The organism is Rhodoferax fermentans (assembly GCF_002017865.1).
Classification (GTDB): domain Bacteria; phylum Pseudomonadota; class Gammaproteobacteria; order Burkholderiales; family Burkholderiaceae_C; genus Rhodoferax; species Rhodoferax fermentans.
On the sequence record NZ_MTJN01000002.1, the window covers coordinates 703,904 to 727,557 of the forward strand.

General features: G+C 61.2%; 27 protein-coding genes. 11 read left to right on the forward strand and 16 right to left on the reverse strand.

The features are described 5' to 3' along the window. Positions 1–4: 4 nt before the first annotated feature. Genes RF819_RS03580 through hyfB form a run of 3 tightly spaced genes read right to left on the reverse strand, consistent with a single transcriptional unit; the run spans position 5 to position 3,632 of the window. Positions 5–664 carry a formate hydrogenlyase gene (locus RF819_RS03580; RefSeq protein ID WP_078363699.1) on the reverse strand — a complete coding sequence of 220 codons (660 nt, stop codon included), beginning with the start codon at positions 662–664 and terminating at the stop codon, positions 5–7. Next, positions 661–1,611: a respiratory chain complex I subunit 1 family protein gene (locus RF819_RS03585; RefSeq protein WP_078363700.1), complete on the reverse strand. Its 951-nt coding sequence runs from the start codon at positions 1,609–1,611 to the stop codon at positions 661–663. The genes RF819_RS03580 and RF819_RS03585 overlap by 4 nt, the downstream gene beginning before the upstream one ends. Next, positions 1,608–3,632 carry a hydrogenase 4 subunit B gene (gene hyfB / locus RF819_RS03590; RefSeq protein ID WP_078363701.1) on the reverse strand — a complete coding sequence of 675 codons (2,025 nt, stop codon included), beginning with the start codon at positions 3,630–3,632 and terminating at the stop codon, positions 1,608–1,610. The genes RF819_RS03585 and hyfB overlap by 4 nt, the downstream gene beginning before the upstream one ends. Positions 3,633–3,764: 132 nt before the next feature. Here hyfB and RF819_RS03595 point away from each other — a divergent pair, with 132 nt between their 5' ends. The 5 genes from RF819_RS03595 (at position 3,765) to panC (ending at position 8,435) form a co-directional block, all read left to right on the forward strand. Further along, a complete protein-coding gene (locus tag RF819_RS03595) occupies positions 3,765–3,971 on the forward strand; it encodes a DUF3460 family protein (RefSeq protein WP_078363702.1) in 207 nt (68 codons plus the stop codon). Positions 3,972–4,044: 73 nt separating this feature from the next. Beyond that, positions 4,045–4,893 carry a segregation and condensation protein A gene (locus RF819_RS03600; protein ID WP_078363703.1) on the forward strand — a complete coding sequence of 283 codons (849 nt, stop codon included), beginning with the start codon at positions 4,045–4,047 and terminating at the stop codon, positions 4,891–4,893. Between the two features lie 20 nt (positions 4,894–4,913). Continuing rightward, positions 4,914–6,518 carry an L-aspartate oxidase gene (nadB, locus tag RF819_RS03605; RefSeq protein WP_078363704.1) on the forward strand — a complete coding sequence of 535 codons (1,605 nt, stop codon included), beginning with the start codon at positions 4,914–4,916 and terminating at the stop codon, positions 6,516–6,518. 58 nt (positions 6,519–6,576) lie between these two features. After that, positions 6,577–7,476, forward strand: coding sequence for a 3-methyl-2-oxobutanoate hydroxymethyltransferase (panB, locus tag RF819_RS03610; protein ID WP_078363705.1), 900 nt, complete (start codon positions 6,577–6,579; stop codon positions 7,474–7,476). Between the two features lie 110 nt (positions 7,477–7,586). Beyond that, entirely contained in the window at positions 7,587–8,435 is an 849-nt protein-coding gene (panC, locus tag RF819_RS03615) for a pantoate--beta-alanine ligase (RefSeq protein ID WP_078363706.1), read from the forward strand. Positions 8,436–8,525: 90 nt separating this feature from the next. Here panC and RF819_RS03620 read toward each other — a convergent pair whose 3' ends face one another. The 7 genes from RF819_RS03620 to RF819_RS03650 form a co-directional block, all read right to left on the reverse strand. Then, entirely contained in the window at positions 8,526–8,774 is a 249-nt protein-coding gene (locus RF819_RS03620; RefSeq protein ID WP_078363707.1) for a DUF3297 family protein, read from the reverse strand. A gap of 47 nt (positions 8,775–8,821) precedes the next feature. Next, the gene (gene nadA, locus RF819_RS03625; RefSeq protein WP_078363708.1) at positions 8,822–9,955 is read right to left on the reverse strand and encodes a quinolinate synthase NadA; all 1,134 of its coding nucleotides are present in this window, start codon (positions 9,953–9,955) and stop codon (positions 8,822–8,824) included. Positions 9,956–9,995: 40 nt separating this feature from the next. Next, entirely contained in the window at positions 9,996–10,874 is an 879-nt protein-coding gene (gene nadC, locus RF819_RS03630) for a carboxylating nicotinate-nucleotide diphosphorylase (RefSeq protein ID WP_078363709.1), read from the reverse strand. Between the two features lie 21 nt (positions 10,875–10,895). Further along, on the reverse strand, positions 10,896–11,918 hold the full coding sequence (locus tag RF819_RS03635) for an NAD(P)H-dependent glycerol-3-phosphate dehydrogenase (RefSeq protein WP_078363710.1): 1,023 nt from the start codon (positions 11,916–11,918) through the stop codon (positions 10,896–10,898). 50 nt (positions 11,919–11,968) lie between these two features. Continuing rightward, positions 11,969–12,421 (reverse strand): protein-export chaperone SecB, encoded by a 453-nt coding sequence (secB, locus tag RF819_RS03640; protein WP_078363711.1) that lies wholly within the window; start codon positions 12,419–12,421, stop codon positions 11,969–11,971. A 68-nt stretch (positions 12,422–12,489) separates the two neighbouring features. Next, positions 12,490–12,747, reverse strand: coding sequence for a glutaredoxin 3 (grxC, locus tag RF819_RS03645; RefSeq protein ID WP_078363712.1), 258 nt, complete (start codon positions 12,745–12,747; stop codon positions 12,490–12,492). Between the two features lie 24 nt (positions 12,748–12,771). Further along, the gene (locus tag RF819_RS03650) at positions 12,772–13,179 is read right to left on the reverse strand and encodes a rhodanese-like domain-containing protein (RefSeq protein WP_078363713.1); all 408 of its coding nucleotides are present in this window, start codon (positions 13,177–13,179) and stop codon (positions 12,772–12,774) included. Between the two features lie 83 nt (positions 13,180–13,262). Here RF819_RS03650 and gpmA point away from each other — a divergent pair, with 83 nt between their 5' ends. The 3 genes from gpmA (at position 13,263) to RF819_RS03665 (ending at position 16,337) form a co-directional block, all read left to right on the forward strand. Continuing rightward, positions 13,263–14,006 (forward strand): 2,3-diphosphoglycerate-dependent phosphoglycerate mutase, encoded by a 744-nt coding sequence (gene gpmA / locus RF819_RS03655; protein WP_078366753.1) that lies wholly within the window; start codon positions 13,263–13,265, stop codon positions 14,004–14,006. Positions 14,007–14,094: 88 nt separating this feature from the next. Next, positions 14,095–15,564 (forward strand): S41 family peptidase, encoded by a 1,470-nt coding sequence (locus RF819_RS03660; protein WP_078363714.1) that lies wholly within the window; start codon positions 14,095–14,097, stop codon positions 15,562–15,564. A 14-nt stretch (positions 15,565–15,578) separates the two neighbouring features. Next, on the forward strand, positions 15,579–16,337 hold the full coding sequence (locus RF819_RS03665) for a HesA/MoeB/ThiF family protein (RefSeq protein ID WP_078363715.1): 759 nt from the start codon (positions 15,579–15,581) through the stop codon (positions 16,335–16,337). Here the strand turns inward: RF819_RS03665 and RF819_RS03670 are convergent. Further along, positions 16,324–16,848, reverse strand: coding sequence for a thermonuclease family protein (locus RF819_RS03670; protein WP_244899866.1), 525 nt, complete (start codon positions 16,846–16,848; stop codon positions 16,324–16,326). The two genes, RF819_RS03665 and RF819_RS03670, sit on opposite strands and share 14 nt — an antisense overlap. Before the next feature lie 161 nt (positions 16,849–17,009). Here RF819_RS03670 and RF819_RS03675 point away from each other — a divergent pair, with 161 nt between their 5' ends. Next, on the forward strand, positions 17,010–17,801 hold the full coding sequence (locus RF819_RS03675) for a GGDEF domain-containing protein (protein ID WP_078363717.1): 792 nt from the start codon (positions 17,010–17,012) through the stop codon (positions 17,799–17,801). Position 17,802: 1 nt separating this feature from the next. Beyond that, a complete protein-coding gene (locus tag RF819_RS03680) occupies positions 17,803–18,639 on the forward strand; it encodes a MinD/ParA family protein (protein WP_078363718.1) in 837 nt (278 codons plus the stop codon). Between the two features lie 74 nt (positions 18,640–18,713). Here RF819_RS03680 and RF819_RS03685 read toward each other — a convergent pair whose 3' ends face one another. Then, positions 18,714–19,022 (reverse strand): ArsR/SmtB family transcription factor, encoded by a 309-nt coding sequence (locus tag RF819_RS03685; RefSeq protein ID WP_078366754.1) that lies wholly within the window; start codon positions 19,020–19,022, stop codon positions 18,714–18,716. Positions 19,023–19,116: 94 nt separating this feature from the next. On the opposite strand from RF819_RS03685, the gene RF819_RS03690 reads away from it, so the two are divergent. Next, a complete protein-coding gene (locus tag RF819_RS03690; RefSeq protein WP_078363719.1) occupies positions 19,117–20,205 on the forward strand; it encodes an NADH:flavin oxidoreductase/NADH oxidase in 1,089 nt (362 codons plus the stop codon). Between the two features lie 122 nt (positions 20,206–20,327). Here RF819_RS03690 and RF819_RS03695 read toward each other — a convergent pair whose 3' ends face one another. The 4 genes from RF819_RS03695 to clsB form a co-directional block, all read right to left on the reverse strand. Beyond that, positions 20,328–21,203 (reverse strand): DUF429 domain-containing protein, encoded by an 876-nt coding sequence (locus RF819_RS03695; RefSeq protein ID WP_078366755.1) that lies wholly within the window; start codon positions 21,201–21,203, stop codon positions 20,328–20,330. Positions 21,204–21,216: 13 nt separating this feature from the next. Continuing rightward, positions 21,217–21,639: a BLUF domain-containing protein gene (locus RF819_RS03700; RefSeq protein WP_078363720.1), complete on the reverse strand. Its 423-nt coding sequence runs from the start codon at positions 21,637–21,639 to the stop codon at positions 21,217–21,219. A 2-nt stretch (positions 21,640–21,641) separates the two neighbouring features. After that, positions 21,642–22,343, reverse strand: a complete 702-nt coding sequence (folE, locus tag RF819_RS03705; protein WP_078366756.1) for a GTP cyclohydrolase I — start codon at positions 22,341–22,343, stop codon at positions 21,642–21,644. A gap of 104 nt (positions 22,344–22,447) precedes the next feature. Then, entirely contained in the window at positions 22,448–23,647 is a 1,200-nt protein-coding gene (gene clsB / locus RF819_RS03710) for a cardiolipin synthase ClsB (RefSeq protein ID WP_078363721.1), read from the reverse strand. Positions 23,648–23,654: the final 7 nt, after the last annotated feature.

The following is a 23,654-nucleotide window of genomic DNA, read 5'->3' on the forward strand; positions in this document are numbered from 1 at the left end:
AGGCTCACTCTTCCTTGAGGTTTTCGAGCTTGCGGATGTCCAGGCTGTCGAACTTCTCGCGGATCTGGAACATGAACACCCCCAGGATCAGCACACCCACCAGCACATCCAGGGCAATGCCAAATTCCACAATCATCGGCATGCCGCTGGTGACGGTGGTGGCGGCAAACAACAGGCCGTTTTCCATCGACAAAAAGCCGATCACCTGCGGGATCGCTTTAGAGCGGGTGATCATCATCATGAAGGACAACATCACACAGGCCAGCGCAATGCCCAGCGCCCCGCCCGCCAGCGAGTCCGACAGGCGCGAGATCGGCAGCGCCAGACTGAAGGCAAAAATCACCAGCCCGATGCCCACCAGCATGGTGGTCGGGATGTTGATCAGCGTTTCCACATCCCAGCGCACATTGAGCTTGCGGATGACACGGTGCAGCATCCACGGAATAAACACCACCTTGAGCACCAGTGTGAGCAGGCCGGAGATGTACAGATCGGGTTGCTGCGTGACATAACCCAGCAAGAAGGACGCCGCCACCAACGCCACACCCTGGATCATGAACAGGTTGATCAGCGACACAATGCGCCGCTGGGCGATCATCGCAAACGACAGCAACAAAATCAGCGTCGCCAACAGATTGATCAGCTGGGGCACAAACTTGATCATTTGCCCCCCAGCAACACGTTGACCAGCAGGCCGATCACAGCCATCAGGAAGGCGGTGCCCAGAAACTCCGGCACCCGGAAGATGCGCATCTTGGCACTCGCGGTCTCAATCATGGCCATCAACATACCGCCCACCGCCAGTTTGAACACCAGCACCGGCAAAGCCAGCAGCAGGGCCAGCGGCGCGTTGGCCTCGGCCACACCCCAGGGGAAAAACAGCGCCAGCCCAATACACGAGTAGGCAAACAGTTTGAGGCTGGCAGCCCACTCCAGCAGCGCCAGGTGGCGTGCCGAGTACTCCAGGATCATCGCCTCATGGATCATGGTGAGTTCAAGGTGGGTGTCGGGGTTGTCCACCGGCACCCGGGCGTTTTCTGCCAGCGACACCATGGTGAACGCCACCCCGGCAAGTAACAGGCTCGGGTAGATCGCCAACTCCCGGTGCGCGAGTGTTTCGACAATGGTGGTCAGCGAGGTCGAGCCGGTGATCATCGAGGCACAAAACAGCACCATCAGCAAAGCCGGCTCGGCCAGAAAACCGACCAGCATTTCGCGACGCGCACCGAGTGTGCCAAAGGCAGTGCCGACATCCATGGCCGCCAGAGAGATGAACACCCGCGCCAGCGCAAACAGGCCCACCAGCGCAATCGCGTCGGCCGCCGGTGACAGCGGCAAGTCGGTGGACAGCGTCGGGATGATGGCGCTGGCCAGCAACATACAACCAAACACCACATAGGGTGCAAATCGGTACAGCGGCGAGGCGTGTTCGGCCATCAGCGACTCTTTGTTGAAGAGTTTGTGCAGGTTCATGTAGGGCTGCAGCAGGCTTGGTGCCGACTTGTTCTGCAACCAGTGGCGCCACTGGTTGATCCAGCCGGTGAGCAAGGGCGCCAGCAACAAGGCGACCACCAGGGCCAGCAACTGTGAGAAAGCGCCGAGTGCACTCATCGTTTCACCACCAGCAAGACCACAATCAGGGTAACAAAGCTGTACATCAGGTACACCGCAATCCGTCCCTGCTGCAACACCCCCACCAGCTTGGACACCCAGGCCACCGCCCGCGCCAGCGGCAGGTAGAGCGCATGCCACAGCGGGTCTTCGACCTTGACCTGGTAACTCGGCTGGGCATCAAAGGCAGTCGGCAGGTGCTTGGTGATGCGGAAAAACGGCTCAAAAATCTGCCGGATCGGCTGGCCAAACCCCTCGGCGCTGTCCTGCATACGGGCCGTCTGCCAGGGGTGGCCGCAGTCCCAGGGCGGCACCCGGCGCAGGCGGCCGTGGTAGAGGCGGCGCACCAGCACAAACGCAATACCAAAACTCAGCACCACACCCAGCAGGAAAATCACCGGCGCATAACTGGCCCGCTCCACATTCACCGGCACCAGCAGCCAGCTGTTGTTGTCCACCATCTGCGCCAGCCCGGCGCCCACCAGGCTACGTGTCACCGGGTCCATCAGCGCAATCACCTGGTTCGGAAACAGGCCCAGCAGCACACAACCGGCCACCAGCCACAACATGCCCAGTCGCTCCCAGCGCCCGGCGTCATGCGCCTGGGCCAGCTTGGCCTCACGCGGCTGGCCCAAAAACACCACCCCAAAATACTTGACCATGGTGAAGCCCGAGAGCGCCGCCACCAGCGCAATCAGTGCCGCCATCACCGGCACCAGCATGTCCAGAAACGAGCCCGGCAGCCCGGTAGTGAACAAGAAACTTTGCAACAACAACCACTCGGCGACAAACCCGCCAAACGGCGGCAAACCCGCGCAGGCCAGCACCCCCACCAAGGTCGGCCAAGCCACCCAAGGCATGTAACGCATCAGCCCACCCAGTTTGCCCAGGCTGCGCTCACCGGTGGCATGCAACACCGCGCCGGTGCTGCAAAACAGCAGGCCCTTGAAAAACGCATGGCTGAGCATGTGGTACAGCGCTGCAGTGAGCGCCAGCGCCGACAGCGCCTGCATGTGGTAGCTGGAAAACAGCAATGCCAGCCCGATACCGGCGGCCATCAGCCCAATGTTTTCAATGCTGGAATAAGCCAGCAGGCGCTTCATTTCAACCTGCACCGTGGAGAACACCACACCAAACAACGCGGTGGCCAACCCCAGGCCCATCAACAACACCCCCCACCACCAGAGCCGCGTTTGTAGCAGGTCAAATGACACCCGCAACACCCCATACAGCGCAATCTTGAGCATCACCCCACTCATCAGTGCGGACACCGGTGAGGGCGCTGCCGGGTGCGCCTCGGGCAGCCAGGCGTGTAAGGGCAATAACCCGGCCTTGGCGCCAAAACCGAACACCGCCAGACAGAAGGCCACCGAGGCCCAGAACGGGCTCAGGTGTTGGGCACGCATGTTGGCAAAAGTGTAGTCACCGGTGTTGGCCTGCAACACCCCAAAACACAGCAGGATACCCAGCGCGCCCACGTGCGCCACCAGCATGTAGAGGTAGCCGGCGCTGCGGATTTCGGGGATGCGGTGGTTGGCCAGCACCAGGAAGAAGGAGGAAAACGCCATGGTTTCCCACATCACCATGAACACATAGGCATCGTCAGCCAGCACCACCATCACCATGCTGGCCAGAAACACGTGGTATTCCAGGCACAACAACCCAGGCGGTGTGCCCTCCCCCTGGCGGAAATAACCCGCTGCAAAGGTCGACACCCCGGCCGACACGCCACCGATGAGCAACAGGAAAAAAGCTGAGAGGCTGTCCAGGCGGAAATGGAACGGCAACTGCGGCAAGCCCAGCGGCAACACGACCGTCTCGGTACTGGCAAAGGCGGCACTCAGCGCCACCGCCATCAGGCCCACCGAGGCCACAGCGCCCAGCGGAAACAGCAGGGTCGAGACAATCCGAAAACGCCGCAGTGCCGCGATACCCGCCACACCGATCAACAACCAGACCACAACAACCAGCAACACCCAATCCAGATGGATCCAAGTGGTGGCCGGGGCAAAACTGTTCATGTAGCGGCAACAAATGTGAAGAGGGGGAGGCCTCGGATATTACACCCCCCCTTTTTGGGTGTTAGCCACCCGCAAGCTGGCGGGCGCACAATAGCCGCGCCGGGCTAAAATGCCGCAACGAGACCTCACACCATGAACCTTTTCTACCGCCCCAAGTACGAATCCGAAATCACGCAGTTCCTCAAGGGGCTCAAGGCCAACAACCCGGCCATCGTGCAAGGCCAGCGCCAGGGCCGTAGCCTGTTGTGGGACAAGGCGGTGGACCGCGAGGCCGCCGCGCAGTTCCGTGAGGCCAGAGTGGCGCAACAGCCCTACGTTTACCAAAGCGCCGGTGAGTAACAGGCTTTTTGGCCTGTAGCCCTTACATATCAAGCGTCTTCAGCTATTTAATAAATAGCGATATATCCGCGCAATGGTTGCATCGGCAGTGCCGGTCAGTTCAGCATCCGCCACCACCGCAGACATGCCCACGGTGGTGGACCAGGTGGCGGTGGCGCGCCTGTATGGTGAGCCGCTGTTCTCCTTGCCGCAGAATCTCTACATCCCGCCCGATGCGCTGGAAGTGTTTCTGGAGGCCTTTGAGGGCCCGCTCGACCTGCTGCTCTACCTGATCCGGCGCCAGAACTTCAACATCCTCGACATCCCCATGGCTGGCCTGACGCGCCAGTACATGCTGTATGTCGATGAAATCCGCCAGCGCAACCTGGAGTTGGCCGCCGAGTACCTGCTGATGGCGGCCATGCTGATCGAGATCAAGTCACGCATGTTGCTGCCGCCCAAACCGGTGGCGCAGGGCCAGGAGGCCGAAGACCCGCGCGCCGAGCTGGTGCGCCGCCTGCTCGAGTACGAGCAGATCAAGCTGGCCGCTGCCAACCTCAATGCGATACCGCAGTTCGGGCGCGACTTTGTAGTGGCGCAAGCCTATATCGAACGCTCCCTGCAGCCCCGTTTTGCCGACGTGAGTGTGCAGGAGCTGCAAGAGGCCTGGGCCGCCATCCTGCAACGCGCCCGGCTGGTGCAGCACCACAGAATCACACGCGAGGAACTGTCGGTGCGTGAACACATGAGCCAGGTGCTCAAGCGCCTGCAAGGCCACCGTTTTGTTGAGTTTGAAGACCTGTTCAACCCCGACAAAGGCGCGCCGGTGCTGGTGGTGACCTTCATCGCCCTGCTCGAACTTGCCAAGGAAACCCTCATCGAAATCACCCAGGCCGAGGCCTTTGCGCCAATTTATGTGCGCCTGGCCTACACACCGACCTGAACCCACACCCTGTCCACACCATGAACGCACGCCCTGCCAAATCCACACCACGTCCTCCTTTGGTATTCGATGTCCTGATCGTGGGCAGCGGCCTGGCGGGCTTGAGTGCCGCCCTGCTGCTGGCCCCCACCAAAAAGGTGGCGGTGATCACCAAACGTGCGGTCATGGAGGGCTCCAGCGGCTGGGCACAAGGTGGCATTGCGGCGGTCTGGAACAAGGACGACAGTTTTGAGGCCCACATCCAGGACACCCAGATTGCCGGTGCCGGCCTGTGTGACCCAGATGCCACCCGTTTTGTGGTGGAAAACGCCCCCAAAGCGATTGCCTGGTTGCAAACCATGGGTGTACCGTTCTCGCAGGAGGATGGCCAGCTGCACCTGACCCGCGAAGGCGGCCACAGCGCCCGGCGCATCGTGCATGTGACCGATGCCACCGGTGCGGCGGTACAAAGCACCCTGATCGACGCGGTCAAGAAGACCCCCAACATCAGCCTGTTTGAACAACACACCCTGGTCGATCTGATCACCACCGACAAACTCGGCCAGGCCGACAAACGATGCGTTGGCCTGTACGCACTCGACAGCGAGACCGACGAGGTCATCACCTTCGAGGCACCACAAACCATTCTGGCCACCGGTGGCGCAGGCAAGGTTTACCTCTACACCACCAACCCCGACACCGCCACCGGCGACGGCATCGCTGCCGCCTGGCGCGCCGGTTGCCGGGTGCAGAACATGGAGTTCATCCAGTTTCACCCGACCGCGCTCTACCACCCGCATGCCAAGTCTTTCCTGATCAGCGAAGCGGTGCGTGGTGAAGGTGGCCGACTGCTGTTGCCCGACGGCACCCGCTTCATGCAAAACCACGACGCTCGCCTAGAACTGGCACCGCGTGACGTGGTGGCGCGTGCGATCGACTTCGAGATGAAAAAAGGTGGCTTTGACTGCGTCTACCTCGACATCTCGCACCAGCCCAAAACCTTCCTACTGGAGCACTTCCCCAACATCTACGCACGCTGCCTGGAACTCGGCATCGACATCGCCAAACAACCTATTCCGGTGGTGCCCTCGGCCCACTTCACCTGCGGTGGTGTGTTGTCCGATCTGCATGGCCGCACCGACATCCCGGGTTTGTACGCAATTGGTGAGACCGCCTGCAGTGGCTTACACGGCGCCAACCGGCTGGCCAGCAACTCGCTCGTCGAATGTATGGTGTTTGCCCAAGCCACCACCACCGACATTGCCCAGGCCTCGACCCAGCCCATTGGCACCCTGCCGGTCTGGGATGAGAGCCGGGTCGGTGATGCCGATGAGGCGGTGGTGATCTCGCACAACTGGGACGAGTTGCGCCGCTTCATGTGGGACTACGTGGGCATCGTGCGCACCAACAAACGGCTGGAGCGCGCCGCCCACCGCATCGAGCTGCTCAAAGGCGAAATCCAGGAGTTTTACGCCAACTTCCACGTCACCCGTGACCTGCTGGAGTTACGCAACCTGGTGCTGGTGGCCGACCTGATCGTGCGCTCGGCGCAGGCCCGCCACGAGAGCCGAGGCCTGCATTTCAGCCGCGATTACCCGGACCTGCTGCCTGAGGCGTTGCCCACCATCATGGGCCCACAACGCTGAGTCAGATCGTTTTTCGTCTGCGTTAGACTCGCGCCACTTTTTTTGGGGAGACACCCACATGACCGATCCCACCACCCAGAATGCCAGTCCTTACGGCACGCTGCCGCCAGCCAGTAGCCCGGCCACCCGCAAACCGGTCAGCCTGCCACGCCTGCTGGAAATGCATGCCCGTGGCGAGAAGATTGTCATGCTCACCGCCTACGACGCCACCTTTGCGGCGGTGGCCGATGCGGCGGGCGTGGAATGTATCCTGGTTGGTGATTCGCTGGGCATGGTCTGCCAGGGTCTATCGAGCACGGTGGGGGTGTCTTTGGAAACCATGCGTTACCACACCGAATGTGTCACACGGGGCGTGCGCCGGGTACAAGGCACGGCCTGGATCGTCAGCGACCTGCCCTACGGCACTTATCATGAGTCCAAGGAACAGGCGCTGCGCAGCGCGGTGGTGCTGATGCAGGCCGGGGCCCACATGGTCAAGCTGGAAGGTGGCGGCTGGACCGCCGATACGGTGCGCTTCCTGGTCGACCGGGGCATCCCGGTGTGTGCCCACCTGGGCCTGACGCCACAGACCGTGCACGCGCTCGGTGGTTACCGGGTCCAGGGCAAAACCACCGAATCAGCCACCCTCCTCAAGCGCCACGCACACGAACTGCAGGATGCTGGCGCCACCCTGATGGTGTTGGAGATGGTGCCCGCCGCGCTGTCGGCCGAACTCACCACCGAACTGAGCCACTGCGCCACCATCGGCATCGGTGCGGGCAAGGACACCGCCGGCCAGGTGCTGGTGTTGCACGACATGCTGGGCCTGAACCTGGGCAAGAACCCGAAGTTTGTGCGCAATTTCATGGCCGAGTTGCCCGGCATCCCGGGCCAGCACGGCATCAAGGAAGCCATCACCGCTTATGTACAAGCCGTCAAAAACGGCAGCTTCCCGGACAACGCCCTGCACGCCTGGTAAGCACAGGCAGCGGATTCAAGCACGGGCGCTGGCCACAGCCGGACCCGAACACCTCTTACTTTTTTGCAAGAAATCAGCCGCCAGCCCTTGTGCTGCCTCAATCTTTCACTATGAAAACCATACACACCATCACCGAGCTGCGTGAGCACCTGTCGGCCTTCCGGCACCCAACCTTTGTGCCCACCATGGGCAATTTGCACGACGGCCACCTGGCGCTGGTGCGCCAGGCCAAACCGCTCGGTGACGTGATGGTGACCAGCATTTTTGTCAACCGCCTGCAGTTTCTGCCGCACGAAGACTTTGACACCTACCCGCGCACGCTGGAGGCCGATTGCCACGCGTTGGCCGAAGCCGGTTGTGACGTGTTGTTTGCGCCCAGCGAAAAAGAGTTGTACCCGGAGCCACAGGGTTTCACCGTGCAGCCCCCCACCGAGCTGGCCAACATGCTTGAAGGCCATTTCCGGCCCGGCTTTTTTGGCGGCGTCTGCACCGTGGTGATGAAGCTGTTTGCCATCGTCGGCCCGCGGGTGGCGCTGTTTGGCAAAAAGGACTACCAGCAGCTGATGGTGATCCGGCGCATGGTGCAGCAGTTTGCCCTGCCCATCGAGGTGATTGGCGGCGAGACACTGCGAGCCGCCGATGGCCTGGCGCTGTCGTCACGCAACAACTACCTGAGCCCGACTGAGCGACAGGAAGCGGTGCAGCTCTCGCAAGCGCTCAAGACCATGGCCGAGGCGCTGCGTGGTGGTCAGACCGATCTGCCCGCGCTGGAAGCCCAGGCCATACACGCGCTCAAGGCACGCGGCTGGAAACCGGACTACCTGACCGTGCGCCAGCGCAACAACCTGCAAGCCCCCTCCGTCCACGAGCTGGCACCTTTGCTGGCCAACGCCGGGCTGGTGCTGCTGGCGGCAGCACGTGTGGGCAACACACGACTGATCGATAACCTGGAAATCTGATGCCAGACCACCCGGCGGCAAACCGGGTGCCGCAGGCCGTGCCATTGCGCGCCAAGGCGACGCAACAACACGGATGGTTGAGAAACGGGGTTAGCTGTAATAGGCCTCGACCGTGCCTTTGACCTTGATCAGCAGTGGTTTGCCGTGGCGGTCGCGGGTTTTGCCAGCAGGCACCTTGACCCAGCCTTCGCTGATGCAGTATTCCTCCACATCGGTACGTTCCTTGCCGTTGAAGCGGATGCCGATGTCGTGTTGGAACACGGCGGCGTTGTAAAACGGGCTGCGGGCGTCGATGGACAGATGGTCAGGCAACTCTGGGCGTTGGGTGGTGTCGTTCATGGTTCAAGGAAAAAGAGACCAGAGGTCGTTATAAATTCAATAGCATCTCAGGCAGCACCGATATGGGCTACCAGGCTTCCAGGCACAGGGCCTTGTTTGAGGGCGGCGGTGAAGGCCAGCATCCGGTCAATCGGCACGCGGGCGCGCAATCCCAGCGCCGGGTCGACATGGACCTCGTTGGCACCGGTTTCCAGCACCCGTGCTACGTCAGCCAAGCCGTTCATGGCCATCCATGGGCAGTGGGCGCAGCTTTTGCAGGTGGCGCTGTTGCCGGCGGTGGGCGCTTCAAGGAAGGTCTTGCCGGGGTTCAGCGTACGTAACTTGTGCATCATGCCGTTGTCGGTGGCCACGATGAAGGTTTTGGCATCCATCTCGCGTGCGGCGTTCAGGATGCCAGAGGTGGAACCCACCGCATCCGCCAGCGCCACCACCGCAGCGGGTGACTCAGGGTGCACCAACAGCTTGGCGCCGGGGTGTTCGTGCATCAGTTCTTCGAGCTCAAAGGCCTTGAACTCGTCATGCACGATGCAGGAGCCGCCCCACATCACCATGTCAGCGCCAGTTTCACGCTGGATGTAGCCACCCAGGTGCCGGTCTGGCGCCCACAGGATTTTCTGGCCCTGGTCTTTGAGGGCTTTGACAATGTCGAGCGCGCAACTGGAGGTGACCAACCAGTCCGAACGCGCCTTGACCGCCGCACTGGTGTTGGCATAGACCACCACGGTACGGTCCGGGTGGGCGTCGCAAAAGGCCGAAAACTCGTCCACCGGGCAACCCAGATCAAGCGAGCAGGTGGCGTCCAGATCGGGCATCAGCACGCGTTTTTCGGGCGACAAAATCTTGGAGGTTTCACCCATGAAACGCACGCCCGAGACCACCAGGGTGGTGGCCGCATGGTCACGGCCAAACCGCGCCATCTCGAGCGAGTCGCTGACGATGCCACCGGTCTCCTCGGCCAGGTCCTGCAGGTCCGGGTGCACGTAGTAGTGCGACACCATCACCGCGTTTTTTTCTTTGAGCAGACGGCGGATCTTGTCCTTGAGCGCGGCACGCTCGGCCGGACCAGGCTCCACCGGCACGCGCGCCCAGGCGTGTTTGGTGGCGCACACCGCGCCACCGGTGGGCGAGTTGTCCGGCTGTTCGTAGTCCACCGCCTTGATGGCCAGGGCGCTGTCGCTCATGGTGACTCCAGATTCAAAAGTGAGAGCATTCCCGCCAGGCTCAGAGCGGGTCATCGGCAAATCGCATCGAAAAATCGACGGCCTTGACGTTTTTCGTCAAAGCGCCAATCGAGATGCGGTCGACACCGGTGGAAGCAATCGCACAGACGCTCGACAGATTGACCCCACCCGACACTTCCAGCACCGCACGCCCGGCGGTGATACGCACCGCCTCGTGCAGGTGCATCAGGCCCATGTTGTCAAGCAGGATCATGGTGGCTCCAGCGTCCAGCGCTTCCTTGAGTTGCTCCAGGTTTTCAACCTCGATCTCGACAAAACGGGCCTGCGGCGCCACCTCAGCAGCACGCGCCAGAACCGCGCGTACACCACCAGCAGCGGCAATGTGGTTTTCCTTGATCAGCACCGCGTCATACAGGCCCAGCCGGTGGTTCACACCGCCGCCTGTGTGCACCGCGTACTTCTGCGCCAGGCGCAGGCCCGGCAGGGTTTTGCGGGTGTCCACGATGTTGGTACGGGCGCCAGGCACCTCGCACACCGCCTGCACAAAGTTCGCGGTTTTGGTGGCGACTGCGCTGAGCAATTGCAGGAAATTGAGCGCGGTGCGCTCGGCGGTCAACAAAGCACGCGCCTGCCCATGCACCTCCAGCACCACCTGATCGGCTGCGGCGCGGTGGCCCTCGCCAATGTGCCAGGTCAGTTCAACCGTCGGGTCGAGTTCTCGGAATGCCCGCTCGACCCAGGGCGCGCCACAAATCACCGCAGACTCACGCGCCACCACGGTGGCCCGGGCCAGGCGTGTGGGGTCCACCAGACCAGCGGTGAGGTCGGCCTCACCGACATCTTCGAGCAGAGCCCGTGCCACATCGGCCTGCGCCAGCGCCGCCACGGCTTCGGGGGAAAAATCAAAATAAGCTGCCATCGGATCCTCCTGCGTATTCTTTTAAACCAAAGCCGCCAGTTCGGTGGTGGGCTCACGCCCCATCAAACGCGCGACAGACTGGCGCGGTGTCATGCGTCCGTCCAGCAAATCGACCACTGCCTGGGCAATCGGCATGTCCACCCCCAGATGGGCGGCGCGCTGCACCACGGTGCGAGCACTGTAAACCCCTTCGGCCACATGGCCCAGGGCACCGGTGGCCTGCTGCAAGCTCTGCCCTTGCGCCAGCGCCAGACCCACCTGGCGGTTGCGCGACAGGTCTCCGGTCGCGGTCAGCACCAGATCTCCCAGACCACTCAGGCCCATGAAGGTCTCGGCACGGGCGCCTAGGGCGACACCCAGGCGCGTCATCTCAGCCAGGCCGCGTGTGATCAGGGCGGCACGGGCATTGAGGCCCAGGTTCAGGCCATCACACAGGCCGGTGGCAATGGCCAGCACGTTTTTCACCGCACCACCGACCTCCACCCCGACGATGTCGTCGTTGGCATACACCCGCAGCGCCGAACTGTGAAACGCTGCCACCAGCGCCTGGCGCACAACTTCATGGGCGCTGGCCGCCACCAGGGCGGTCGGCTGGCCACGCGCCACTTCAAGCGCAAAACTCGGGCCGCTGAGCACACCCGCTTGCATTTCAGGAGCAATACTCCCTTGTATTTCATGGGCTAGTAGCCCAAAAGGCTCAGAAACCGGGGCCTCAAAACCTTTGCACAACCAGGCCACGGGCACACGGCAGTTGCGCAGTATTGACAACATCTGGCGCAAAGCTGCCATCGGGGTGGCGACCACCACCAAGTCACAGGTGTTGACCAGCGCGGGCAGCTCGGCATCGGGCGCGGCACTGAATTGCAGCGCGGGCGCCAAGGCCACGCCGGGCAGGTAACGCTGGTTGGCACGCTGCTGCTGCAGCGCCAACACCTGGCTGGCATCACGCGCCCACAATGTGACCTGGTGCCCCGCGCCGTGTGCCGCCGCACTGCTGGCCAGCGCCGTGCCCCAAGCACCGGCACCCAGAACCATTATTTTCATAGCTGCTGAGGCAAGTGATTCAAGGGCTGCAGGCCAATACGGTCAATAACTTACTGAACCGCGGGGGTCTCTTCGGTTTGGGCGGCCTGCTGCTGCTCGTACATCGCCTGGAAGTTGATTTCCGACAGGTGCACCGGCGGGAAACCGCCGCGCTGGATCAGGTCAGACACATTGCTGCGCAAATACGGGTAGACGATTTGCGGGCAGGCGATGCCCATGATCGGGCCCATCTGTTCGGGCGGCAGGTTGCGGATCTCGAAAATACCGGCTTGAGAGGCTTCGACCAGGAACACGGTGCGCTCCTTGATCTTGGTCTGCACGGTGGCCGTCACCACCACTTCATACACACCGTCGGCCACGGTCGAGGCATTCACACCCAGCTGGATGTCCACCGTGGGCTGTTCCTGTTCAAGCAGGATGGCGGGTGAGTTGGGCTGCTCCAGAGAGGCTTCCTTCAGGTAAACGCGCTGAATCTGGAAAACGGGGTTGGGGGTATCGGACATAAGGTTCTCGTGGTTGGTAAATCAGGAGGGCACCCGGCGCTTGCAACGCCCCGGGCGCAAGAAAAAAGTCAGGACTGCAGCAGTGGCATCAGACCACCGCGTGCGTCGAGTGCCACCAGGTCATCACAGCCACCCACATGGGTGCTGCCGATGAAAATCTGTGGCACGGTGCGCCGTCCGGTGAGGCTCATCATCTGGTCACGTTGTTGCAGGTCCAGATCAATGCGGATCTCGTCGATGACCTCAACGCCGCGTGACTTGAGCAGTTGTTTGGCACGAATGCAGTAAGGGCAGACGGCCGTGGTGTACATCTTGACAGCTTGCATAAAGAGGGCTTTCGGTCAGAAGAGTCAGGCTTTTTCAACCGGCAAGTTGGCCGCGCGCCAGGCGCCCATGCCACCCGAGAGCGATTGCGCCTTCTCGAAACCGAGTTTTTTGGCCACAGCCACCGCGCGGCCGCTGCGCGCGCCCGAGCGGCACACCAGGATCAGGGGCAGAGCCTTGTTCTTGACCGCACCCGCCAATTTTTCTTCCAACTGGCCCAGGGGAATGTTTTTGGCACCCACCACATGCCCGGTCGCAAACTCGTCGGTTTCACACACATCCACCACCACCGCTTTTTCGCGGTTGATCAGTTGCACCGCAGCCTCGGCGCTCAAACCACCTGTCGCGCCACCTTTGATGAGCGGCCACAACAACATGCCACCAGATGCCAATGCCACGGCAATCATCATCCAGTTGTCGAGAATAAATTTCACTTGCGAATCCTTATGTTGAGAAATGACCTTAGCCGCGCATTTTAGAATGCGCTTGTTCCCATTACCGGCATCGATTGGAAACCATGCACAAGCTTGTCCTTATTCGCCATGGCGAATCCACCTGGAATCTGGAAAACCGATTCACAGGCTGGACCGATGTCGAGCTGACGCCGCTGGGCATCGAGCAGGCCAGACAAGCCGGGCGTCTGCTCAAGGCCGAGGGATATGACTTTGACGTGTGTTACACCAGCGTGCTCCAACGCGCCACCCACACCCTCTGGCATGTGCTCGACGAAATGGATCGCACCTGGCTGCCGGTGGTCAACAGCTGGCGTCTGAATGAACGCCACTACGGCGCCTTGCAGGGCCTGAACAAGTCCGAGACGGCCAAACAATACGGTGAGTCGCAGGTGCAAGTCTGGCGCCGCAGTTACGACACGCCCCCACCGGCTCTGGAAGCTACCGACCCGCGCTGTGAACGTGGCGACATCCGCTACAGCAAACTCGCACCCGACCAGATACCCCTGACCGAATGCCTCAAAGACACCGTGGCGCGTGTGATGCCGTTCTGGAACGACGCGCTGGCACCGGCTTCGCAACGTGGCAAACGGGTGGTGCTGGCGGCACACGGCAACTCGATCCGGGCTCTGGTCAAGTACCTCGACAACATCTCTGACAACGACATCGTGGGACTGAACATTCCCAATGGCATCCCACTGGTTTATGAGCTTGATGACGAGCTCAAACCGATTCGCCACTACTATCTGGGTGACGCTGAGGCGGCGGCCAAGGCCGCTGCCGCTGTGGCCGCCCAGGGCAAAACCTGAAATACACCGGACAGACACGGAACCCACAGCACAGTTCATGCTCCAAATGGCTCATCACACCCCGCATCCTCACGCTTTGGAATCAAAAATGGGTCACAAATTGAAAATCGTTGGCTTACTGTCTGCCGGAGCGCTGGCTGGCGCCTTGGCCAGCATCTCATTGCAAACCGCAGCCCGTGGCTCGCTCGCACCCTTGCCACTCGAAGAGTTGCAGCAACTGGCCGCCGTGTTCAGCATGGTCAAAAGCAACTACGTCGATCCGGTGGACGAGAAAAAACTCATCACCGATGCGATTGCCGGCATGGTGGCAGGGCTGGACCCCCATTCGGTCTACATGGATGCCAAGACCCTGAAAGATTTCAACGAAGGCACCACCGGCAAGTTTGTCGGCGTTGGCATCGAGATCACCCAGGAGGACGGCTACATCAAGGTGGTCTCACCCATTGAGGACTCACCGGCCTTCAAAGCCGGCCTCAAACCCAACGACCTGATCGTCAAGATTGACGACACCTTGGTCAAAGGGCTGTCGCTCAACGAAGGTGTCAAACGCATGCGGGGTGAGCCCGACACCAAGGTGCTACTGAGTGTGTTCCGCAAGGATGAGAACCGCACGTTTCAGGTGACCATCACCCGCGAACTGATCAAAACCCAGAGTGTCAAAGCCCGCATCGTCGAGCCCGGTTATGGCTGGGTTCGGCTGAGCCAGTTCCAGGAACGCACGGTGGCGGACTTTGCGCGCAAGGTGGAAGACATGTACAAGCAGGAGCCGCGCCTCAAAGGCCTGGTGCTGGATTTGCGCAATGACCCGGGGGGCTACCTGGACGCTGCGGTGGCCATCTCTGCCGCCTTCTTGCCCGAGAACGTTACCGTGGTGTCGGCCAATGGCCAGTTGCCCGAGAGCAAGTTCACTTACAAAGCCTCACCCCAGTTTTACGCCCGCCATGGCAACGACCCGTTGGCACAGCTGAACCCGGCCACCCGCAAGGCTCTCAGCACCGTGCCCCTGGTGGTGCTGGTGAACGAAGGTTCTGCTTCGGCCAGTGAAATTGTGGCCGGTGCGCTGCAGGACCACCATCGTGCCAAGCTGCTGGGTAGCCAGACCTTTGGCAAGGGCTCGGTACAAACCGCAGTGTGCCTGGACGGCGCATTCCGCATGGATAACTGTCCGACGGCGGCACTCAAGCTCACCACCAGCCGCTACTACACACCCAGCGGCAAGTCGATTCAAGCCAAAGGCATCGTGCCCGATGTGATGGTTGACGAAACCGAAGAGGGCAACCTGTTTGCGGCCCTGCGCACCCGTGAAGCTGACCTGGAAAAGCACCTGGCCAGTGGACAAGGTGATGAGGTCAAGGATGCCGCGCGCGAGAAAGTGCGCGAAGAAGCCCGCAAGAAACTGGAAGAAGAAATGAAAAAACCTGCGGCCGATCGCAAGTTGCCCGAGTACGGTTCAGACAAGGACTTCCAACTGCAACAAGCCATCAAACAACTCAAGGGTCAACCCGTGTTGGCCAGCAAAACCCAGGTCGAACGCGCTGAAGAGAAAAAAGAGAACTGAGTCGGTGCTAGCAGATGCAAGACAGCGACCTGCTGCGTTATTCGCGCCACCTCCTGCTCGACGAGATTGGTTTTGAAGGGCAAACACGTTTTCACCAGGCCCACGCACTGATCATTGGTGCGGGCGGCCTGGGCTGCCCCGCCGCGCTGTACCTGTGCTCAGCCGGTGTAGGCCAGATCACCGTGGTGGACCATGACACGGTTGACCTGACAAATTTGCAGCGCCAGATTGCCCACACCCAGGCCCGGGTTGGCTGGCCCAAGGTGGACTCGCTGCAGACCACCCTGGCGGCATTGAACGATCAGGTGCACGTCACCCGCATCCAGGCCCGGGCTGACGCGACGCTGCTGGACACCCTGGTCGCCCAGGCGGACGTGGTGCTGGACTGCTGCGACAACTTTGCCACGCGCCAGGCCATCAACGCGGCCTGCGTGAAGCACAACAAGCCACTGGTGTCGGGCGCTGCCATCCGTTTTGACGGGCAACTGGCGGTGTACGACCCGCGTGAGCCGGGCTCACCCTGCTACGCCTGCCTTTTCCCCCCAGAGACACCACCAGAAGACAGCCACTGCGCCACCCTGGGTGTGTTTGCACCGCTGGTGGGTGTCATCGGCAGTTTGCAGGCCGCCGAAGCACTCAAGCTATTGGGCGGTGTTGGGCAGCCACTCACCGGCCGTTTGCTGATGCTCGATGGCCGGGCCATGCACTTCACCGAGATCGGGCTCAGGCGCAATCCCAGCTGCCCGGTGTGTGGTCCACTCACTTCTGCTTGAAACCACCCTTGTCATCGGGCACAAAACAGCTGCCGTGACGTCGGCGAAAGTCACGCGGCAACTCGGGCTTGGACTGGGCAAACACACCAAGTTTGGCCTGGCGCGCCTGCGCTTCCTGCACCGCATATGGCCCCAGGCTGTGTCGCCAGCGGCTCGACCAGGCCCAGCCTTGATACACCAGGGCCTCGGCCACATCCTGCCCACCCACCTCGATCCGGGCCAGGCCCCGACCATAGTCATCCAAATATTGGACCTGCACTCTCAGCCGACGCTGCATCACCAGCGCACGCAAGGCGTCGCGCGCGGCCACACCACCACTCTGACAGAGCTCCGGGGCATCCACCCCCAACAGGCGCAGCTTGCGCGGTGCCCCGCCCGCCTCCGGCTCCACCCACAGGGTATCACCATCAGAAATGGACTCAGCCCTTGCAGCATAAGCCTCACCAGCTCCAACATGTGTAGCAAAAATGCTCACAAGCCCAGCCAGCAACAGGCGCTGGTAAAAGAACAATGTGTGTCTGCCTGTCAATTTGCACCCTTCTGTGACGATACACATCCAACAAAACTCACAAGAAGAAACCATGGAACAAACTCATCCATCAACCTCTGTGATAGGCCTGGGACAAATGTCAGACCTGTTAGACTCAAAACATCCCAACACCTGCCGCCACCTTGAGTTCATCGACTGCCTCCCCTCTGGTTGATTTGCGCCAATTGCGGCTGGACGATGCTCGGGCATTGCTGGAGCACAGTGGCCAACGCCTGCCTGACCGGCACTCGGACTCCACCGAGTTTTTGCAGGCTGTGATCGACAAACTCAGCGAGTTGTCCCTCAAAGACCCGCTGACCGGCCTTTCCAATCGGCGCTATTTTCAGAGCATCCTGATGCGCGAGATCGAGATGGTGGCACGCTCAGGTGAGTCTGCGCTGCTGCTGATGCTCGATATTGACCATTTCAAGAGTGTCAACGACCAATTCGGCCACCCGGCGGGTGACGCGGTGCTGCAAGCGGTTGCCAAAACACTGGCAGGCTGTGTGCGCCCGATGGACACCGTGGCGCGTTTTGGTGGTGAAGAGTTCGCCATCATCTTGCCGAGCTGCCAGGGTCAATATGGCCTGCAGGTTGCAGAGCGGATTCGTGACTCCGTCAGTGCGTTGAAGGTGGAGTTGCCATCCGGCGTGGCCCTGCGGGTGACCATCAGCATTGGTGGCGCGTTTGCACCGCGCTGGGTGCGCTCAACCTCCGAGCTGTGGGTGGACCGGGCCGACATCGAGTTGTACCGCGCCAAATCGGAAGGTCGTGACCGCGTGTGTATCGAGGCGCAGCCGATGCTGGCGGTCAGCGCCGAAGAAAAGAATTTGCTGTTTGGTCCCCTCTCCTTGGGTGACCCAGCCTGGATTGAGAGCATTGCCAACGATGGTTCTACCGGTTCGTCAGGTAGCGTTATGAACAGAGTGAACTGAAATGAACGACGAAACGCGACCCACTGCAGAACGCCCCGTGGCAAAACCTGGCCCAATCAAGCCCTTGGGCAAGGTGGTGGCCGTCACCAGCGGCAAAGGCGGCGTGGGCAAGACGTTTGTATCAGCCAACCTGGCTGCCGCTTTGGCCAAACGCGGCCAAAAAGTGCTGGTGCTGGACGCCGACCTGGGGCTGGCCAATCTGGACGTGGTGCTCAACCTGTACCCGAAGATCACGCTGCACGATGTGTTCACCGGCAAAGCCAAACTCGAAGAGGCGATTGTGCGGGCGCCGGGTGGGTTCTCGGTGTTGCTGGCTGGCTCGGGCATGGTGGAGTACTCCCGCCTGACCCCCACCGTGCGGCAAGATTTTTTACACATCATGTCGGGCTTGCTACCGCACTACGACATCGTGTTGCTCGACACCGGTGCCGGCATTTCGGACGTGGTGCTGTTTGCAGTGTCTCTGGCCTCCGAGGTGCTGGTGGTGGCCACACCTGAGCCCACCTCTTTGACCGACGCCTACGCCACCATCAAAGTGTTGGTGGGCGAGCAGCAACGGCGCACCATCCGCATGGTGATCAACCAGACCGCACGCATGGGGGATGGCCGCGCCATCACCACCCAGCTGCAGCAGGTGCTGGACCGTTTTGTGGTGGCTAAGCCGGGTGAAAAAGTTCGCCTGATCCACATGGGTGACATCCCGGCTGATACTGCGGTGCGCCAGGCGGTGATGCGCCGTCAACTGCTGATCCTGTCCACGCCGGGTTGCCCGGCGGCGCTGGCGGTGTCGCAACTGGCCGGCAAGATAGAAGACACCCTGATCAACAAACCCCTGTGAGCTGGCGCCCGGCAGCCCGTAGCCATGCGGACTGGACTCTGCTGGTTACGGATGCGTAGCCACACCCGATAGGTCTAGTCTGTTGGGTGTTGTGCCAATATGGCAGTCAACAAGCCCGGGAAGCGACTGTCGATGTCTGCGCGGCGCAGCGAGTTCATGTGGATGGTGCCGTTGTTTTCGGTGCGCACCAATCCCGATTCGCGCAATACCTTGAAATGGTGCGAGACGGTAGATTTCGGCCGTCCGCCGTCAAGGTCGCCGCAGGTCGCCACCTCCACACCCGCCAACTGCCGGACGATCTCCAGGCGGATCGAGTCGCTCAAGGCGTAAAGCACCCGCTCAAGTGAGAGTTCGCTGGCAGCGGGGTGTTTGTAGGGGCGCATGAGCAGCATCATACACTGCGGGCTATACTCCTTCTATAGTTCGATAATCTTCGAAATATAGAACTGAACATTTCCTATCTGCAAAAGGCCCGCCATGTCCGCTTTATTCCAACCCTTCCAACTCAAAGACATCACGTTGCGCAACCGCATCGCCATCCCGCCGATGTGCCAGTACATGGCCGTCGACGGCCTGGTCAACGACTGGCACCTGTCGCATTACGCCAGCATGGCGCGCGGCGGAGCCGGGCTGGTGATTGCCGAAGCAACGGCGGTCGCGCCCGAAGGTCGCATCACGCCGGGTTGCGCCGGGATCTGGAATGACGCCCAGGCGCAAGCCTTTGTGCCGCTGGTGCAGGCGGTCAAGGCGGCCGGTTCGGTGCCGGGCATCCAGATCGGACACGCTGGCCGCAAAGCCAGCGCCAATCTGCCCTGGGAAGGCGACGACCACATCGCCGAAGGGGATGCGCGCGGCTGGCCAACCATTGCGCCGTCCGCCATCGCTTATGGCGCGGGCCTGCCCAAGCTGCCGCGCGCGATGAGCCTGGATGACATCACACGTGTGCGCCAGAACTTTGTCGACGCCGCCGTGCGTGCACGCAACGCCGGTTTTGAATGGCTGGAATTGCACTTTGCCCATGGTTACCTGGCGCAGAGCTTCTTTTCCGCGCATTCGAACCAGCGCGACGACCTCTATGGCGGCAGTGTTGAAAACCGCGGGCGTTTTCTGTTGGAGACACTCAAAGCGGTGCGTGAGGTGTGGCCGGAAAGCCTGCCGCTGACCGTGCGTTTTGGTGTGCTCGAATACGATGGTCGCGACGAACAGACGCTGCTCGAATCGATCGCCCTGGTGCGCGACTTCAAGGCGGCCGGCATGGACATGCTCAGCGTCAGCGTCGGCTTCACCATTGCAGAAACGTCGATCCCTTGGGGTCCGGCCTTCCTGGCTCCAGTGGCAGAACGTGTGCGCCGGGAAGCCAATGTGCCAGTGTCATCCGCCTGGGGTTTTGGCACACCAGAGATTGCAGAACGGGTCGTCAAAGAGCAGCAGTTGGATCTGGTGATGGTTGGTCGTGCACATCTGGCCAATCCGCACTGGGCGTATTTCGCCGCCAAGGAACTCGGCGTCGAGCGTGCGTCGTGGACGCTGCCTGCACCTTATGCCCATTGGCTTGCGCGTTACTGAGCACATCTGTCACCTGCCAACCGTGCTGCGCGCAGGCGGCGCGGCTGTGAAGGTCATAACAGGCGAGGCACCCTCTTCGCCTGAACCGCTTGCCACAAACTGTTTGGCCGAGCAATAGCCTGTCAGGCGGTGATGATCCAACCTTCCAGCGGGTCCATGTTGGCGGGTAAACCATAGGCGCTGTCACCCGCTTCAAACCGGGCTTGCGCCCAGGCCGCCTGCATCAGGCACAAGACCGCGTCGAGCGCATCTCCCCGTGCATCGTCCACCAGGACATCGTGCTGGGCGTGACTCAGCTTCAGACGCAGCCCGAGGCGGGTCCTGCCTTGCTCCAGCGCGGTGACCAGGTCTTTACGGGCGATCAGGCGATCCGGTGTCTGGTTAGCCTTGTCATCACTTTTGTAGCTGCGCCGACCCAGCACCTCACGCGCCAGCAAGCCAGGATAGGCCTCCAGCGCGATGCGTGGTGTTGACTCGCCCTGTTCGCTGCCCAATGCGCAAGACAGGCCCGGCAAGCGCACACCGGCTTGCAGCAACAAGGGCACCCCAGCATGCAACATGAAGGCCACCGGAGGATTGACCCATTTCATGCTCGGGCTGCTGCCCGCCAGAAAATCGGTGGCTCGGTGTGCAAACTTGCCACCGAAGGGGCGTTCATGGCAGAACGCGGCAAAACTCGCCCGGATCTGCTCCCGGCTGAGCGACTGGTAGTGCGTGATGCAGGCCAGCCAGTCGGTCGGCCAGTTCAGGGTTTCAACCAGTTCACGTGGCAGACCAAACGGCAGATCGAACCCACCCAGCCAAGGGCCGCTCTGCTGCAGCCAGTCGGCAACGGCCGACAGGCTCTCGAGTTGCACCAATTTTGATAGCACAACACGCCCATGGGATAAGGACCCAATGGCAATAACAATAGGTTTTTTGCGGCTGGGGGCGCTGGAGAAATCGCAGCCCAGCAAGACCGGGCTCAGGCCAGCCGCGGGCGCCAAGGCAGTGGCCACACCAGGACAGCGATCAGGCCCGGCCAATCACCGAGGCGGTGACCATCAACTCTTCGAGCAAGGCCATCGACACTTTGCCCGAGGCGGAATACGGGTCCAGCTCGGGCTTTTCAGCGTACTTGAGCAGGATCGAGACGTTGACACGCGTCATGTTGACCTCACCCATGGTCCAGCCCGCAAAGCGCCGCTCGGTGATCTCTTCGTAGTGCAGCAGCACCACATCCTTGTGACGGGCATCGCGCTGGATCTGGTTGTAGAGCTGGCTGATGGCCATGCGACCCCCTTCGATCACCTGCAAGAAGATGCCCCCGCCATAACACAGGACCCCGGTGATGCCGCTGTTGGGGTTGCGGGTGCGGCATTCGTGCAGGATGGCTTCGATGGTTTCGGGGCAGGCGTCAATCGCCCGGCTGGCGTAAAGCAAACGTACCAACATGATCAGCCTTTCTGGGGAATCAATGACAGAAATTCGCGGCGCAAGTTGGCATCCTTGAGAAAACTGCCACGCATGACCGAATTGATCATCTTGCTGTCCACGTCTTTGACACCACGCCAGCTCATGCAAAAGTGGCTGGCCTCCATGACGATGGCCAGACCGTCGGGCTGGGTTTTGCGCTGGATCAGGTCGGCCAGTTGCACCACTGCCTCTTCCTGGATCTGCGGGCGCCCCATCACCCATTCAGCCAGCCGGGCGTATTTGGACAGGCCAATCACATTGGTGTGTTCATTGGGCAGCACACCAATCCAGATCTTGCCCATGATCGGGCAAAAGTGGTGGCTGCAAGCGCTGCGCACCGTGATCGGGCCCACAATCATCAACTCGTTGAGGTGTTCGGCGTTGGGGAATTCGGTGATCGTCGGAGCCGGGACATAACGCCCCTGAAACACCTCCTTGAGGTACATCTTGGCGACACGCCGGGCGGTTTTGTCGGTGTTGTGGTCGTGCTCGGTGTCGATCACCAGGCTGCCGAGCACACCCTTCATCTTTTCTTCGACCTCATCAAGCAACAACTCGAGTTCACCGGGCTGGATGAACTCGGCAATGTTGTCGTTGGCATGGAAGCGTTTGCGCGCGGCCTTGATGCGCTCGCGGATTTTGACGGATACCGGGGTGCCTTCGTCGGTGTCAACAGGGTTCATGAGGTTCATGGTAATCAATTGTTTGGCTGATGATGGTATCAGTCTTTTGTTTCAAGGGTTATTGGGCTCTACCCCTTTTCCATAAAGGGCATATTGCTATCAATTTAATACCTCTTGCCGGTCAGCAAAAGCAGCGCATGCATCACCAGCAAAGCCACCCGATCCAGCAGCTTCTGGCCCAGGGAACGCTGTGCATGCTGGTGGGTGTCGAGCCGCACCGCATGGTGTGCCAGCGCCTGTTCCAAGGCGGTACTGAGCGTGCCGGCAAAAGCCGCATCGTTGACCACCACATTGGCCTCACGGGCCAGCAACAGGCTCAAGGGATCGATGTTGGACGACCCCACCGTGGCCCAATGCCCATCCACCACCGCCACCTTGGCGTGTAAAAAACTGCTCTGGTACTCGTAAATCTCGACACCACCGGCCAGCAGATAACCGTAAAGGGCCCGAGTGCCGTGGTAGGACATGAAGTAGTCGTAGCGACCCTGCAGCAACAGGCGTACCCGCACACCACGCTGCGCAGCGCTGACCAGGCTGCGGCGGATCTTGCGGCTCGGTAAAAAGTAGGCGTTGGCCAAAATGATGTCTTTGCGTGCTTCACCCAGCGCCTGGCTGTAGGTCCGCTCGATGCGCGCGCGAAAACGCACGTTGTCACGCAACACCAGTTGCGCCAACGCACCCCGGCCTTTAGCTGGCGACTGGCTGGGGATGGGTTCCTCATGCACCGCCTGCTGCAAGGCCTGCCAGGCACCCGCCCAATCCACCTGCTGAGCACTGCGCACCATCTGGCGACGCCACCAAAACTGCGCCATGGTGGCGTGAACCTCGCGCACCAGCGGGCCAGTGATACGCACCATGAAATCAAAACGCGGCGCCTCCAGCGGGCCATAGTGCGGATCCCACCAGTCATCCAGGATATTGATGCCACCACAATACGCCAGCTTGCCGTCCACCACACACAGTTTGCGGTGCAATCGGCGCCAGCGGCTGGGCAGCAGCAGCCCAAAGGTGCCCAACGGGGCAAAAATCAGCCAGTGCACACCCGCCGCGTCAAAACGCTGAGGCCAGGACTCGGGCAAACCAGGTGTGCCGACACCGTCCATCACCAGATAGACCTGCACCCCGCGTTGGGCAGCATGCACCAGCGCCTGTGCCACCCGCTCGCCACTGCCGTACACCTGGAAAATATAGGTTTCCAGCCGCACCTCGTGGGTGGCGGCATCGATGTCAGCCACCAAAGCATCAAAAAAAGCCTGGGCGCCTTGCAACAGGCTCAGCTGGTGACCCGCCGTGTACTCAGGCATGCACGAA

Coding starts and splice junctions, on each gene's coding strand:
- RF819_RS03580 (WP_078363699.1), bottom strand. CDS start 664: ATGATCAAGTTTGTGCCCCAGCTGATCAATCTGTTGGCGACGCTGATT.
- RF819_RS03585 (WP_078363700.1), bottom strand. CDS start 1,611: ATGAGTGCACTCGGCGCTTTCTCACAGTTGCTGGCCCTGGTGGTCGCC.
- hyfB (WP_078363701.1), bottom strand. CDS start 3,632: ATGAACAGTTTTGCCCCGGCCACCACTTGGATCCATCTGGATTGGGTG.
- RF819_RS03595 (WP_078363702.1), top strand. CDS start 3,765: ATGAACCTTTTCTACCGCCCCAAGTACGAATCCGAAATCACGCAGTTC.
- RF819_RS03600 (WP_078363703.1), top strand. CDS start 4,045: ATGGTTGCATCGGCAGTGCCGGTCAGTTCAGCATCCGCCACCACCGCA.
- nadB (WP_078363704.1), top strand. CDS start 4,914: ATGAACGCACGCCCTGCCAAATCCACACCACGTCCTCCTTTGGTATTC.
- panB (WP_078363705.1), top strand. CDS start 6,577: ATGACCGATCCCACCACCCAGAATGCCAGTCCTTACGGCACGCTGCCG.
- panC (WP_078363706.1), top strand. CDS start 7,587: ATGAAAACCATACACACCATCACCGAGCTGCGTGAGCACCTGTCGGCC.
- RF819_RS03620 (WP_078363707.1), bottom strand. CDS start 8,774: ATGAACGACACCACCCAACGCCCAGAGTTGCCTGACCATCTGTCCATC.
- nadA (WP_078363708.1), bottom strand. CDS start 9,955: ATGAGCGACAGCGCCCTGGCCATCAAGGCGGTGGACTACGAACAGCCG.
- nadC (WP_078363709.1), bottom strand. CDS start 10,874: ATGGCAGCTTATTTTGATTTTTCCCCCGAAGCCGTGGCGGCGCTGGCG.
- RF819_RS03635 (WP_078363710.1), bottom strand. CDS start 11,918: ATGAAAATAATGGTTCTGGGTGCCGGTGCTTGGGGCACGGCGCTGGCC.
- secB (WP_078363711.1), bottom strand. CDS start 12,421: ATGTCCGATACCCCCAACCCCGTTTTCCAGATTCAGCGCGTTTACCTG.
- grxC (WP_078363712.1), bottom strand. CDS start 12,747: ATGCAAGCTGTCAAGATGTACACCACGGCCGTCTGCCCTTACTGCATT.
- gpmA (WP_078366753.1), top strand. CDS start 13,263: ATGCACAAGCTTGTCCTTATTCGCCATGGCGAATCCACCTGGAATCTG.
- RF819_RS03660 (WP_078363714.1), top strand. CDS start 14,095: ATGGGTCACAAATTGAAAATCGTTGGCTTACTGTCTGCCGGAGCGCTG.
- RF819_RS03665 (WP_078363715.1), top strand. CDS start 15,579: ATGCAAGACAGCGACCTGCTGCGTTATTCGCGCCACCTCCTGCTCGAC.
- RF819_RS03680 (WP_078363718.1), top strand. CDS start 17,803: ATGAACGACGAAACGCGACCCACTGCAGAACGCCCCGTGGCAAAACCT.
- RF819_RS03685 (WP_078366754.1), bottom strand. CDS start 19,022: ATGCGCCCCTACAAACACCCCGCTGCCAGCGAACTCTCACTTGAGCGG.
- RF819_RS03690 (WP_078363719.1), top strand. CDS start 19,117: ATGTCCGCTTTATTCCAACCCTTCCAACTCAAAGACATCACGTTGCGC.
- RF819_RS03700 (WP_078363720.1), bottom strand. CDS start 21,639: ATGTTGGTACGTTTGCTTTACGCCAGCCGGGCGATTGACGCCTGCCCC.
- folE (WP_078366756.1), bottom strand. CDS start 22,343: ATGAACCCTGTTGACACCGACGAAGGCACCCCGGTATCCGTCAAAATC.
- clsB (WP_078363721.1), bottom strand. CDS start 23,647: ATGCCTGAGTACACGGCGGGTCACCAGCTGAGCCTGTTGCAAGGCGCC.